Genomic DNA, 12,826 nt, shown 5'->3' on the forward strand with positions numbered 1-12,826 from the left:
CTACCGCTTGTCCTCGTCCAGGATCCGGTTGACCGACCGTTCGACGATCGCGCGGGTCTTGTCGTCGTCGAGGTCGTCGCCGACCCGGTCGATCACCTCGGCGATCGTCCGGCCATGGGCGAACTGATCGATGATCCGAGGGTCGACGTACGAACTGCGGGCGACGGCCGGGGTGTTGCCCAGGTGTTCGGAGACCTCCGCCAGCATCTCCTTGACCGCAGTGTCGAGCGCGGTCTTGGTGACGGGCGGGTCGGCGTCGGCCAGATCCACCGCGGCATGCACGGTGGCCGTCCAGGTCCGCAGATCCTTCACCGTGTAGTCGTCGCCGACCAGCTCACGGAACCGGTCGTTCACCATACCGGCATCGATCTCGTGGTACCCGTCGTCGTCGCGGTACACCAGCAGGCGCGGGTTCTTGTGCCGGCCGCGCTTCAGCGACCGGACGGCTTGCAGCAGCCGATCATCGTCGAGCACGATCGTGCGCGCCTGCCCACCTTTCGCGACGAAGTCGAACACCACCTTCCCCTTGCTCACCCTTACATCGTCACGCAGCAACGTGGCCGCACCACGGCTGCCGTGCTCATCGGCGTACTGCGTGTTGCCGGTGCGGAAGACGCCGTAGTCGAGCATCCGCAACGCCACCGCGAGCACCCGCCGCCGGTCGAGGCCTCGCCTGCACAGGTCCTCGTCCACCGCCTCCCGGAACGCCGGCAACTTGCGCGCCAGCTCGCGCACCCGGTCGTGCTTGACCGCGTCCTGCGCCGACCGCCAGTCGTCGTGGTACAGGTACTGCCGCCGTCCGGCCTCGTCGGTACCGGTCGCCTGGATGTGCCCGTTCGGGTACGGGCAGATCCACACGTCCTCCCACGCGGGCGGGATCGCCAGCGTCCGGATGCGCTCGACCACGTCGACGTCCTTGATCGTCTTGCCGTCGAGGTCGAGGTAACTGAACCCGCGCCCGCGCCGCCGGCGACGGAACCCGGGCTTGTCGACCTGGCTCTTCCGCAGTCGCATCAGTACCGAGCCATCTCTTCCAACGGCCGGAGCTCGTTGCGTCGGCTCGTCGTGGTGACGGTGCCGTCGCTGATCTCGTCGACCTCGTTCCAGGGCAGGTACCAGACGCCGCCTAGGCGGGCATGGACCAGCCGGCGCAGCAACTCGGGCCCGACATGGCGCTCGTAACCGAACAGCCGCGTGGCGCGGTTCTCCACCACGATCAGGCCGTCGACCCGCAACGCGCGCTGCATCGACACCTGCAACGGCCCGTCCTGGACCAACCGCACGTCCGCGACGCCGCCGAACTCGTTGCCATCAGCATCGATCACGCGATGACCGAGCAGTTCATTCAGTCGCATCGCCGGCTCCGGGGATCTTGTCGATGACGTGGTGCTCGATCCAGTCGTCGTAGTAATCCAGGTCGAGGCCGCCGGCCGAGATCGTCACCGCCGTGTCGATCTCGGCGATCCGCCCCGCCGGGATCTCGGCCCGGCCGGAGATCAGCGCCGCCACCACCGGCGGGTCCGCGGCGAGATCGAGCTCGACGTCGTCGACCTTGCCGGCCAGGTGACCGTCGGCCTGGTCGATCAACTGCCGGTCGAGAAGGTGCAACTGCGCGTGCAGAACCCGTCCAGACATACTCAAGCTCCTGCTCTGGTGATGATCATCAGCGGGATCGCGGCGACCGACGCGACCGTCAGCAGGGCCAGGTAGAACAGTCCGAAGGCATTGCGCACCGGGCCGTTCGTCTCGCGGCCGACGTAATCGGGATCGTTCGCGACGATCAGGATCGGCAGGTACGTCAACGGCAGCGCCATCGCGGCGAAGACCACGGAGTACTCCGTCACCTTCACCGGGTCGACCGCCGTCAGCAGGGTCAGCACCGCCAGCACCAGGCAGACGATGATCACCACATGGAACCGCGATGCCTCCCGCGGCCGGACGAACTTCCCCCATTGCCAGCCGCGGTACTGCGCGATCGTGTACCCGCACGACAACGCGGTCTCGAGGGCCGCGCCGAACGTCGCCGCGAACATCCCGATCAGCACGACCGCCAGTCCGATCTTGCCCAGGGCAACGGCCACCGGCAGCGCCACCTGCCCCAATGTGCCGACCTGGATCCCGGCCGGCAGGAACAGCACCGCGGCACACGCCATGATCGACAGCGACAGCAGCCCGCCCAGCGGGAACCCGATGAACACGTTGGTCCGCTCGGTCCCCAGGTCGCGCCGCGTCCACTTCTCCTCAACCCCTCCGGAGGAGAAGAAGAACACCTCGTACGGCGTCATCGCGGCGCCGAACAACGCGATCCCGTAGTACGCGTACGTCGCCCAGCCCTCGTGACCGATCGGATGCAGCTGGGTTGCCTGGTGCAACAACTGACCCCAGTCCGGACCGAGCTTGAACAGCGCGACCGCGAACACGATCAGCAGCAACCCGAGAAGTCCGAAAACCTGCTCCAGCCGGGAGAACTTGACCCGCCAGATCACCAGCCACACCGCGAGCGCGGCCAGCGGCATCCACAACAGGTAGCTGACTCCGCTCGCCAACTCGAACGCGAGCGCGACACCGCCGATCTCGGCGATCAGCGTCAGCAACGTGACCAGGAACGACGCCACCAACGCGAGCAGCCCGGTCCGCGGTCCGAGCCGCTCCCGGATCAGGTCGAACACCGGCCGTCCGGACATCGCCACGACCCGCCCGCACATCTCGGCGTACAGGCAGATCCCGATCACGCCGACGATCACGATCCAGGCCAGGTGCATCCCGAACCGCGCGCCGACCAGGGCGTTGGTGACCAGGTCGCCGATGTCGACGAACCCGCCGATCGCGGTCAGGATCCCGAGCGTGACACCGAGGAGCTTCTTCATTTCGCCAGCTCCCCGACCCGATCGAGGTCCCTGCCGGACAGTCGGAGCGCCGGGAGTTGCCGTTCGGCCGCGGCCAGGTCGTCGTTCCCGAGCGCGATCCGAACGGCGGTCACCGCGGCCACCGCGTCGTCCAGCGTCGAGCTGACCTGCTCGTACAACCTGGCCGACTGTTCGGTCGACGGTTGCTGCGTCGAGAACGTGTCGGCCGTCTTCCCGAGATTCTTCTCGGCGTCGTCGACCATCCGGCGGGCCGGTTGCGGCCAGAGCCGGTGCGCCTGCAGTTGCTCCACGACCAGGCGGGTCGTGTTCACCTCGGATGCGGCGGTACGCGCCGTCTGTGCGGCGTTGTCCCGGAGCTTCTGATCAGGGTCTCCACATCCGGCCAGAATCACCGCCGTCAGCACTCCGACTGCTAACCACCGCAGCACGCGTCACCGTCCGAGGTCCGATAGTCGTACGACGTGCCGGTACCCAGCCTTACGCGTGATCAGTCAGGCTGTGCGGTGCGGGAGCCGGGTCAGGGCCAGGATGTGCTCGGCCGGAGTACCGCGGAGGGCAACCAGTTCGAGGTTGCGGTCGCTGCGCCGGAGTGCGGCGGCGAGCACCTGGATGCCGGCGCTGGCCAGCTGCGTGACCCGGGACAGGTCGACGGCCAGTGGGATGGTGGCGTGACGCGCCACCTCGCGCAGGATGCGGTCGAAGCCGCGAGCCGTCGTGATGTCGATCGGCCCGCCGACCAGCAGCGTCCCGTCGGCGACCTCGGCCGAGAATTCGACCGGCTCCGTCGGGGGCATCACCTCCCCCACGACCAGGCTCGGCGCCTTCGTCAGCGCGGTGCGCACGGTCACCGTCGTACCCGCATCGGTGCGATCGACCGACAGTTCGTCGACCGTCGAGCCGGCCAGCGCCAGGCCGCGCCCACGTCCGGCGGCCGGCTCGCTGTCCTTCCACCGGCCCTCGTCCCGGACCGAGATCTCCAGCTCACCACGCCGCGTCAGGCCGGCCGCCAGCGTCATCGGACCCGGTGCGGTGTCGTAGTAGGCGTGCTCGACGACGTTCGACATCAGCTCGAGGACGGCGTTGTGCACCCCGATCACCAGCACCAGCTCGGGATTCAGCGCCCGCAGCCAGGCCGCGAACTCGTCGCGGTACCGCCCCACAGTCGCCCTGACCGCAGGTCCGGTCCGCGAGAACGCGGGCAACGGAGTACGGCGGTGCGCGGCGAGCACGGTGACGTCGTCGGAGTGTCCCTTGACCAGCTGCAAGACCTGGTCGGCCACCCGCTCGGCGGGGTCATCCGATGCACGACCTCCCGCCGCGGCAGCTCGCAGGAGTTCGGCAGTCGCCTGATCCGGGGTGCGGAAGGGGCGTTCAAGGAGTCCGTCGGTGTAGAGCAAGAGCACGTCATCGATGTCGAGGCGCTCGGTGGACAGTTCGTACCCGCCGGGCGCGCCGAGCGGGGTACCGCCCGAAGGCTCGACGTACCGGGCTGTGCCTGCCGTCGACGCGATCAGCGGCGGCGGATGACCGGCGGTGCAGTAGGTCAGGTCCCCGGTGGCCGGATCCAGTACGGCGGCGCACGCCGTGGCGGCCTGCGCACCCGGCACCCGGCTCGCGAACTTCTCCAGCTGGCTCATCGCGGCGGCCGGATCCGCGCCGTCCTGCAGCGCCATCCCCAACGCAGCGCAGAGTCGTCCCGTGACCCAGGTCGCCCTCGTCCCGCGCCCGACGACGTCCCCGACCATCAGGGCGACCCGGTCGTCGTCGAGTACGACGGCGTCGAACCAGTCGCCACCCACGGTTGTCCCGGTCTCTGCCAGCAGGTAGCGCGCGGAAAGGTCGACGCCTGGCAACACCGGCAACCGGGTCGGGGGCAGCGCTTCGGACAGCATGCCGGCCGTCTGCCAGGCCTCTTCGTACATCCCCGACCTCCATCCGAGAGCGACCCCGGGCTGAGACCTACCTGTGCCCATTCCGGCCCGGTCAACTCCCTGCGCAACAAACCGCCCGCGTCGCCTCGTTCCGGTCGAGGCTGAGGTGCATCATGGAAAGGTGGATGAGTTCGAACCTCAGTCCGCGCTGCGGGACCCGGACCAAGTCGCCGCGACGTTCGCCCGACTGGCTCTGGAGATGCACGACGCGGACGGTGTCGAGGAGACGGTTCAGGCAGTCGTGGAGTTCGCGCTGCAGGCCGTCGACTGTCAGTACGCCGGAGTCGCGCTCTACGCCAAGGGCGGGAACCCCGAGGTGCCGGCGGCGACCGATCCCACCGTGGCCGAGATCTACCGCTTCCAGATGGACGGCGAGAACGGCCCGCTGGTCGAATGCATGCGGACCCAGTCGACCGTCATGGTGCCCGACACCACGTCGGAGATGCGCTGGCCGGACTGGGCCAAGAAGGTCCTGAAGCTGGGAGTGCGGAGCGTTCTCGACGTACCGCTGCGGACCGCCGCCGGCACGGTCGGCGTCATGGGTCTCTACAGCGTCGAGCCGGACGCCTTCGGACCGGACGCGGAGGCGATCGCTCACATCCTGGCCCGGCACGCGTCGGTCGCCGTCGCGACCGCGCGCCGCGAGGAGAACCTCAACCTCGCGGTCGACGCCCGCAAGCTCGTCGGCCAGGCGATGGGCATCCTGATGGAGCGCTACGGCCTGGACGCCGACCGCGCCTTCCAGGTCCTCAGGCGCTACTCCCAGCAGACCAACACCAAGCTCCACGACGTCGCCCGCCAACTCATCGACACCCGAAGTCTCCCTCGGTCCTGACCATCGGCCGGTTTAGGCTCGACGTATGACGACGTACGGTCCGGCAGAGGCGGCTGAGCGGTCCGGGTTCAGCATCGACACGTTGCGCTACTACGAGCGGGAGGGCATCCTCCCGCCGGTGGCACGCAACTCGGGCGGCCGCAGACAGTACTCCGACGACGATCTGGCGATGCTCGACTTCCTGCGCTGCCTACGCGACACCGGCATGCCGATCGAGCGCCTCCGCCGCTACGGCGAACTCGCCCGCTCCGACGAAACAATGCCCGAACGCCTCGCCCTCATCGAGGAACACACCAGAGTCGTAGAGAGCCGCATCGCCGAACTCGAGTCCCAACGCACCCGCCTCCAGGAAAAGGCCACCTGGTACCGCGACCAACTCGAAAAGTAAGTCTCTCGTAGATCTCTTCTTTGCTCGGGACATGGCTCGGTCGGGTGGGGTTGACCTGGTGTGCGCTCCAGGTTGGATCGTCGTTGGTATGACTTTTCCTACCTCCCCTTTGGTGCTCGGCGCGATGATGTTTGGTACGGCGGTCGACGAGGACACGTCGTTCGCGTTGCTCGATCGGTTCGTCGAGCGTGGTGGTGTCTGGATCGACACCGCCGACTGTTATGCGTTCTGGGCCAGTGACGACGGGCGCGGCGGCGCCAGCGAGCGCGTGCTCGGTCGATGGCTGGCCGCGCGGCCCGGCGTACGCGATCGGATCCGCATCGCCACCAAGATCGGCGCGGAACCGCTGTGGGCCGGCTCGTGGCCCGCTCACCGCGCGGGCCTGAGCCGGCGCGCGATCCACGACGCGTTCGCCGGCAGCCTCGAGCGGCTCGGCATCGACCAGGTGGACCTGCTGTGGCTCCATCAGGAGGACCGTCGTACGCCGATCGAGGAAACCGTCGACGCCATCGCCGAACTCAACGAAACCGGCAAGGTACGACGCGTCGGCGCATCGAACCACCCCGCCTGGCGGGTCGAACGTGCCCGTGCCCACGCCATCTCCAAGGGCTTCACGCCGATCGACGCGCTGCAGCTCAGCGCCACCTATCTGCGGGTCCGCCCTGGCACGCTCCCCGAGGACACGGCGCACCCGTTCGGGCAACTCAGCGAGGAGCAGCTCGACCACGCTCGTGAACACCGGATGGAGGTCTGGGCCTACACCCCGCTGCTGGCCGGCGCGTACGACAACCCGGACAAGCAGATTCCCGAGGTGTACGACCACCTGGGGAACACCCGTCGTCTCGAAGCGCTGGACGAGGTCGCCCGGCAGACCGGCATGTCCCGCGGCCAGGTCGTCCTCGCCTGGCTGATTGCCCAAGGCATCCGCCCGATGCTCGGCGGCAGCAAACTCCACCAGCTGGACGCAGCCCTCGACGCGACCGCGCTGACCCTCACCGAGGACCAGCTCAAGGAACTCGACGTGCGCTGAGCCGTCAGCGGTTCGTACGGAGTGTCTGGGCCAGCTCGTCGAGGGCCGGGAGCGCGTCGATGATCGTCTGGGCGGATGCTTCCGGGAGCTGGTCCAGGCAGGCGCCGAGGGCCTCGGTGCGGAGCAGTTTGACGCGTTCGTGCAGCTGGCGGCCGGCGTCGGTGGCTTCGACGCGGACCGCGCGCAGGTCGTCTGGATTCGGGTCGCGCTGGATCAGCTCGAGCTCGGTCAGCCGGCCCACCACCCGGGACAACATGGTCGGATTGAGCCCCTCGAGCTGAGCCAGTTCGGTCAGCCCGAGGGGGCCGCGGAACGTGATCAGCCCGAGCACGGACGCCTGGGTCGGCGTCAGGCCCTCGTCGGTCGCCGTGGCGTTGAGCTCCCGCGCCAGCTTGGAGATCACGCCACGGAGCTTGCTCAACGTCTCGGTGTCAGTCATGTCACCCCTTTATTGCCTGCCAGCAAGCAATGTAGTCTGTTCATCGATGGAACCGTCGAGTTCACCACCGGTGATCACCGAACCGGCCGCAGACGGGTCAGGCGAGCCACTGGCCCACCGGCGGCTCGTCTTCGGCATTGTCGCGATCGCCCTGCTGATGGCATCGATCGATCAGACCATAGTGGCGACGGCGCTGAATGCAATCCGCAGCGACCTGAAGGCCGAGCTGACCTGGAGCGGCTGGACGATCACGGTCTACGCGCTCGGCCAGATCATCGTGATGCCGCTGGCCGGCCGGCTCGGCGACCAGTTCGGGCGGAAGAAGATCTTCCTCGGCGCGGCGGCGCTGTTCACGGTCGCCTCGCTGTGCTGCAGTCTCGCGGACAACATCTACCTGCTGGTGATCTTCCGCGCGTTCCAGGCGATCGGCGGCGGCGCGTTCATGCCGACCGCGACCGGCATCGTGGCCGAACAGTTCGGCCGCGACCGCGATCGCGCGATCGGCATGTTCACCTCGATCTTCCCGATCGGCGGCATCATCGGCCCGATCATCGGCGGCATCATCGTCACGTACTGGTCCTGGCGCGAGATCTTCGTGGTGAACATCCCGATCGGTCTGCTGCTGATCGTGCTCGGCCTGAAGTTCATCCCGAGCAGCGCACCGAAGGCCGCCGCCCGGATCGACGGGACCGGCGCCGCCCTGCTCGCGGTGACGATGCTGTTCGGCATGTACGGGATCAGTTCGCTCGGCAGCGCGGGTGCGGAGCCGACCGATCCGCTGTTCATCGTGTCGATGGTGATCGCGCTGGCGCTCGGTTTCCTGTTCGTCCGGCACGCGAACCGGCATGCCGCACCCTTCATCCCGGTCAGTCTGCTGCGCGGCCGCGGCTTCGGCGCGATGAACCTGATCAACTTCCTGTTCGGCGCGGCCATGCTCGGTTTCGGCGCCCTCGTCCCCCTGTACGCGGAATCGCGGTACGGCATCCAGCCGCTCCAGGCCGGAACGTTGCTGACGGCAAGGGCAGTCGGGATGATCTGCGTCGCGGGACTCGCGGTGTTCGCGCTCCGCCGGACCGGATACCGGGCTCCGATGATCGGCGGCTTCGTGCTGGTCGCGGGCGGGATGACGCTGATGTCGGTGGCCCCGCACGGCCTCACGCCGTACGCCTGGCTGGCGATGGCCGCGGGTATCACCGGTATCGGCATGGGGCTGTCCATCCCGGCGTCCAACAACGCCAGTCTGCAGCTCGCGCCGGACCAGATCTCCGCGATCGCCGGTCTGCGCGGCATGTTCCGTCAGTCCGGCGGGATCGTGGCCGTGTCGATCACCACCGCGATCCTCAACCACGCCACCGACGCCGGCACCACCCAGGCCCACAGTTTCGTCGTCTTCGCCGCGATCCTGCTCCTGATGATCCCGATCGCCTTCCTGGTACCGGACCACCGCGGCACCTGGTAGCGGCTCCTCCTCGGCCCGGATCTCCACGCGATGCAACCACGGCTCGAGCGCTGTAGACCTTCTGCACGAGATAGCTGGTATCGACCACCGGCGGCCGGCGCAAGATGCGTCTCGGGTTGACGGTCGTGCCATGATCGTCCGATCCCACCAGGCATGCTTGGTGCTGTCGGCGCGCCCGCATGGCCGCCGCCGAGAACGCCGAACGCCTCGGCGCCTCCAAACAGTCCACCAACCGCCGCTTCCGCCTTGGCGTCAACACCCTTCTCCAGGGCTCCACCCCCTGCCGACCGAACAGGTGACCATGTTCACGATCGATCAGATCAACGAGATCCATGACACGCTCGGCAAGGCGACGACACTCCCTGCCTACCTGAACGCCCTGAAGGACATCGGCGTCGAGCAGTCCGTGTCGTTCGTGACGGACGGGCACACCGAGCATCACGGCGCGGACGGCTACGTCGTCTCGACTCCTCCGGCCCACGAGAGGTTCACGATCGCCGAGGTGAGCGATCGAACGATGCTGACCGCGGCCCTCGAGGAGACCGACTACGTGAAGATGTCCAAGGCCCTCGCCGACAGCGGCATCGAGAAGTGGGTCTTCGACACCCACGCCCTGACGATCACCTATCTGGACAAAGCGGGAAACGCGCTCCTCGAAGAGGACATCAAGTAGCCGTAGACAGGCGAAGCACTCAGGACTTGGGCTTCTTCGGGCCCTTCGAATGGGTTTGTGTGGGTTTGCCAGGCCGGTTGGGCTGGGACGGTTTCGTCCGGGATCGTGTGGGTTCGACCGTGTGCGGCGGAACAGGAGGCCGAGGGGGGATCGTCGTGGTGCGAACCAGGGCGCGGGTCGGTGACGGCGACGGCTTCGGCGGAACCGAGGGAGCCGTGCTGGTCGGATTGTTGCTAGGAGCAAGGTTATTGGCCGGCGGCAGCTCCGGAGATCTGGTCGCGAGGACGATGCCGACCACAGTCGCGAGAACGGTTGCCGCGACGGCGCCGGCGAGAGCGGGCTTCGCCGACTTCCGACGTACCGGGGCCGGCACCGGTGGAGCCGGCGCCATGGTCGCCGTGGTGGTGGGCGGCGTGGTGGTGGGCGGCGTGGTGGTGGGCGGCGTGGTGGTGGGCGGCGTGGTGGTGGGCGGCGGTATCGCACCGTCCGCGAGCTCGGCTGCGGTCGGCCGGCGAGAGGCATCCTTGGCGAGCATCCAGAGGACCAGCTCGTCGATGTCGCGCGGGAGATCGGGCCGGACCTCACTCGGTGGCATCGGCTCTCGCTGGACGTGCTGGAACATCACCGACGCCGGGTTCTCGCCCAGGAACGGCGGATGCCCGGTCACGAGCTGGTAGAGCACACACCCGAGCGCATAGATGTCGGACGGAGGCTCGGCGGGCTTGCCCAGAGCACGTTCCGGCGACAAGAAGTGAGTGGTGCCGACGAGTTGCCCGCCCGCGGTCAGGGTCGTCGGCGTGTCCTGGAGGAACCGGACGATGCCGAAGTCCGCGACCTTCACCGAGCCGTCACGGGTGAGCAACAGGTTGTCCGGCTTGATGTCGCGATGCACGATCCCTTCGCGGTGTGCGGTCGCGAGACCGGCCGCGGCCTGCCGGACGATCGACCTGGCCCGGTCAGGGCTGAACGGTCCCGAGCACCTGAGCTCCTCCCCCACGGTGTGGCCGTCGACCAGCTCCATCGCCAGGTAGAAGCGGTCCTCGTACTCACCGAAGTCGTAGGCGGCGACCACGTGCGGATCGGACAACCGCGCGATCGCCCGCGCCTCACGCAGGAACCGCTCCGACGCGGCGAGCGTGCCCTCGACCGGCAACATCACCTTCACCGCGACCTCACGGCCGAGCACGAGATCGTGCGCGCGGTACACCTCACCCATCCCGCCACGACCGATGATCGCGCCGGTTCGGTACCTGCGCGCGATCACCTCCCCTGCTCGTCTCACCCCGGGCCGGTACCCATCGTCAATCGCCCGCCGGCAAGTTGCTTGCCCAAGGCCAACGACTACCGCGGGCCAGGATGGGCACTGGGGAAGCATGGCGCAGACAACGTATGCAGAACGGACAGCGCAAGCGCCGCAGCTCAGGTACGTCAGAACGCTGGATTGTGACGCGGATCGCCTGTGGAACCTGATCACCAACCCCGAGCTTCTCAGCGGTTGGCTCGGCAGAACGGTGCTGAGCGACACGCAGTACGGCGGATTCCTGGTCGCGGCCGACGCACACCCCCAGCAGACCGGCATGGTGACCACCTGTGAGCCGCCGCACTACTTCCAGGCTGCCTTCAACGACCCACCGCACCACCCGACCACGGTCCTTGTGGACGTGGTCCCGGCCGAGCACGGATCCCACCTGATCCTCACGCAGGGCGGTATCCATCCGAGCCGGCTCGCGTACTACGACGTGTTCTGGAACGCCGCCCTGCACCACCTCGAGCAAGCGGTCCAGGATCGTTCAGGACGGTTTCTCGGCGAGTAGCTTCAGTCGCCGGAGAGCCTCGGAGTTCCGCCGGTGCAGCATCATGTCGGCGACCGCGGACGGCAGCAACGCGGCCGGTCCGCTGACTGCCTTCTCGGTCATCACGAGCCGGCACCCGCCCGCTGTCTCCGTCGCCCGGAACTCCACCTCACCGGCGCCGACCGGCCAGGCCCGGATCTGCAGGCGTAGCCGGCGCAGCGGCTCGTACTCCATCGACACCGTCGTGTCGTCCAGCAGGAACGGCCAGGCCCCGACCGAGTGGTGGATCCGGCCACCCGCCTCCGGCCACGGCGGGTCCACGTCCCGGATCCTGGACGCTCCGACCACCCACGCGGCGTACGACCACCCGTCGGTGAGAACCGCGAACACGTCCTCGACACTCGCCTCGATCAGACATTCGTTCTCGCTCATACCCACCCCGGTACCCCGATCTCACCGCGGACCCTGCTCGGGCGCCGATCAGCCGGGCTGAGCCGGGTTGAGCCGGATCGAGTCCAGCCGGTCCACCCAGCCGAGCGTCTCGCCGGTCGGCCGGGTCGGCCGGTACTCCGCGGCGATCATGCCGCGGTAGCCGGCGGCGACGAGGGCGTTCACGGTCGCCTCGATCGGCAGGTCACCGCTGCCCGGCTCACCCCGCCCCGGGCTGTCGGCCAGCTGGACGTGGCCGATCCACGGCGCCATCCGATCCGCAGCCGCCACCAGCTCGACCTGGTTGCTGCCGAGGTGGAAGAGGTCGAACAGCAGCCGGACGTTCGGCGTCGAGCGGAGCGGACCTTCTAGCAGGTCGATCACGTCGTCGCCGTCGACCAGCGGATACGAGCCGTTCAAGCCGCGAGCCAGCGGCTCCAGCAGCACAGTTCCGTCGATCTTCGCCACCGCCGACGCGGCCGCCCGTACGGCCTGGATCGCGGTGTCCCGCTGCTCGGCGACCGACCACCGATCGTCCAGCTGGCCGTACAGCAGATTGAACGCGCGGCAACCGGTACGCCGAGCGATCCCGACCAGCTGCTCGATGTTGACGGCCAGTTCCTGCTGGCGGTCGGGCCGGCACGCGACACCTCGCTCCCCCGCGGGCATGTCGCCGCCGAAGAAGTTCAACCCGGACAGTGCGACGCCGGCTCGTTCCAGCGCATCGACCAACGCGTCCACCTGCTCCCCCGACGTGGCGGGCTCAGGAAACGGCCACCAGCTCTCGACGTGTTCGAAGCCCGCCGCCCGGGCCGCCGCCGGACGAGCCAGGTAGGGCAGCTCGGTGAACATGATCGAGATGTTCGCGCTGAGCGGGAGAGTCGGCATATCACTACTCTCCTGCAAACTCGCCTGGCCTGCAATCTTGACAGACAAGTTTGCCGAACTAACGATGGATCGCAGGAACATCCCCTTGCGCACC

The 12,826-nt window shown here is 68.2% G+C and carries 16 protein-coding genes; 6 read left to right on the top strand and 10 right to left on the bottom strand.

The features are described 5' to 3' along the window. The 6 genes from OHA10_RS36155 to OHA10_RS36180 all read right to left on the bottom strand — a co-directional run bounded on the left by OHA10_RS36155 (position 1) and on the right by OHA10_RS36180 (position 4,789). Positions 1 to 1,014 (bottom strand): DNA topoisomerase IB, encoded by a 1,014-nt coding sequence (locus tag OHA10_RS36155; protein ID WP_371403286.1) that lies wholly within the window; start codon positions 1,012 to 1,014, stop codon positions 1 to 3. Next, positions 1,014 to 1,355, bottom strand: coding sequence for a hypothetical protein (locus tag OHA10_RS36160; RefSeq protein WP_371403287.1), 342 nt, complete (start codon positions 1,353 to 1,355; stop codon positions 1,014 to 1,016). Before OHA10_RS36160 ends, OHA10_RS36155 begins: the two co-directional genes overlap by 1 nt. Next, a complete protein-coding gene (locus OHA10_RS36165) occupies positions 1,342 to 1,635 on the bottom strand; it encodes a hypothetical protein (RefSeq protein WP_371403288.1) in 294 nt (97 codons plus the stop codon). Before OHA10_RS36165 ends, OHA10_RS36160 begins: the two co-directional genes overlap by 14 nt. A 2-nt stretch (positions 1,636 to 1,637) precedes the next feature. After that, on the bottom strand, positions 1,638 to 2,867 hold the full coding sequence (locus OHA10_RS36170) for an NRAMP family divalent metal transporter (RefSeq protein ID WP_371403289.1): 1,230 nt from the start codon (positions 2,865 to 2,867) through the stop codon (positions 1,638 to 1,640). Beyond that, positions 2,864 to 3,271 carry a hypothetical protein gene (locus OHA10_RS36175; RefSeq protein ID WP_371403290.1) on the bottom strand — a complete coding sequence of 136 codons (408 nt, stop codon included), beginning with the start codon at positions 3,269 to 3,271 and terminating at the stop codon, positions 2,864 to 2,866. Before OHA10_RS36175 ends, OHA10_RS36170 begins: the two co-directional genes overlap by 4 nt. An 87-nt stretch (positions 3,272 to 3,358) precedes the next feature. Beyond that, positions 3,359 to 4,789: a SpoIIE family protein phosphatase gene (locus OHA10_RS36180; RefSeq protein WP_371403291.1), complete on the bottom strand. Its 1,431-nt coding sequence runs from the start codon at positions 4,787 to 4,789 to the stop codon at positions 3,359 to 3,361. A 130-nt stretch (positions 4,790 to 4,919) separates the two neighbouring features. Between OHA10_RS36180 and OHA10_RS36185 the strand changes: the two genes are divergently transcribed. The 3 genes from OHA10_RS36185 to OHA10_RS36195 all read left to right on the top strand — a co-directional run bounded on the left by OHA10_RS36185 (position 4,920) and on the right by OHA10_RS36195 (position 7,051). Beyond that, the gene (locus OHA10_RS36185; protein ID WP_371403292.1) at positions 4,920 to 5,633 is read left to right on the top strand and encodes a GAF and ANTAR domain-containing protein; all 714 of its coding nucleotides are present in this window, start codon (positions 4,920 to 4,922) and stop codon (positions 5,631 to 5,633) included. Between the two features lie 25 nt (positions 5,634 to 5,658). Next, on the top strand, positions 5,659 to 6,021 hold the full coding sequence (locus OHA10_RS36190) for a MerR family transcriptional regulator (RefSeq protein WP_371403293.1): 363 nt from the start codon (positions 5,659 to 5,661) through the stop codon (positions 6,019 to 6,021). A gap of 88 nt (positions 6,022 to 6,109) precedes the next feature. After that, positions 6,110 to 7,051, top strand: a complete 942-nt coding sequence (locus tag OHA10_RS36195; RefSeq protein WP_371403294.1) for an aldo/keto reductase — start codon at positions 6,110 to 6,112, stop codon at positions 7,049 to 7,051. Positions 7,052 to 7,055: 4 nt separating this feature from the next. On the opposite strand, the gene OHA10_RS36200 is transcribed toward OHA10_RS36195, so the two are convergent. After that, entirely contained in the window at positions 7,056 to 7,490 is a 435-nt protein-coding gene (locus tag OHA10_RS36200) for a MarR family winged helix-turn-helix transcriptional regulator (protein ID WP_371403295.1), read from the bottom strand. Positions 7,491 to 7,536: 46 nt separating this feature from the next. Here OHA10_RS36200 and OHA10_RS36205 point away from each other — a divergent pair, with 46 nt between their 5' ends. Both OHA10_RS36205 and OHA10_RS36210 read left to right on the top strand, forming a co-directional pair. Next, a complete protein-coding gene (locus OHA10_RS36205) occupies positions 7,537 to 8,949 on the top strand; it encodes an MFS transporter (RefSeq protein ID WP_371403296.1) in 1,413 nt (470 codons plus the stop codon). A 301-nt stretch (positions 8,950 to 9,250) separates the two neighbouring features. Next, the gene (locus tag OHA10_RS36210) at positions 9,251 to 9,622 is read left to right on the top strand and encodes a DUF1398 family protein (protein ID WP_371403297.1); all 372 of its coding nucleotides are present in this window, start codon (positions 9,251 to 9,253) and stop codon (positions 9,620 to 9,622) included. A 19-nt stretch (positions 9,623 to 9,641) separates the two neighbouring features. On the opposite strand, the gene OHA10_RS36215 is transcribed toward OHA10_RS36210, so the two are convergent. Continuing rightward, on the bottom strand, positions 9,642 to 10,886 hold the full coding sequence (locus OHA10_RS36215; RefSeq protein ID WP_371403298.1) for a protein kinase: 1,245 nt from the start codon (positions 10,884 to 10,886) through the stop codon (positions 9,642 to 9,644). A 109-nt stretch (positions 10,887 to 10,995) separates the two neighbouring features. On the opposite strand from OHA10_RS36215, the gene OHA10_RS36220 reads away from it, so the two are divergent. Then, complete coding sequence (locus OHA10_RS36220; protein WP_371403299.1) at positions 10,996 to 11,436, top strand: SRPBCC domain-containing protein; 441 nt, start codon at positions 10,996 to 10,998, stop codon at positions 11,434 to 11,436. Here OHA10_RS36220 and OHA10_RS36225 read toward each other — a convergent pair. After that, positions 11,413 to 11,847, bottom strand: coding sequence for an SRPBCC family protein (locus OHA10_RS36225; RefSeq protein ID WP_371403300.1), 435 nt, complete (start codon positions 11,845 to 11,847; stop codon positions 11,413 to 11,415). The genes OHA10_RS36220 and OHA10_RS36225 overlap by 24 nt on opposite strands. A 48-nt stretch (positions 11,848 to 11,895) precedes the next feature. Next, positions 11,896 to 12,732 carry a hydroxypyruvate isomerase family protein gene (locus OHA10_RS36230; protein ID WP_371403301.1) on the bottom strand — a complete coding sequence of 279 codons (837 nt, stop codon included), beginning with the start codon at positions 12,730 to 12,732 and terminating at the stop codon, positions 11,896 to 11,898. Positions 12,733 to 12,826 lie beyond the last annotated feature (94 nt).

Origin of the sequence: Kribbella sp. NBC_00662 (genome assembly GCF_041430295.1) — a bacterium.
GTDB lineage: Bacteria > Actinomycetota > Actinomycetes > Propionibacteriales > Kribbellaceae > Kribbella.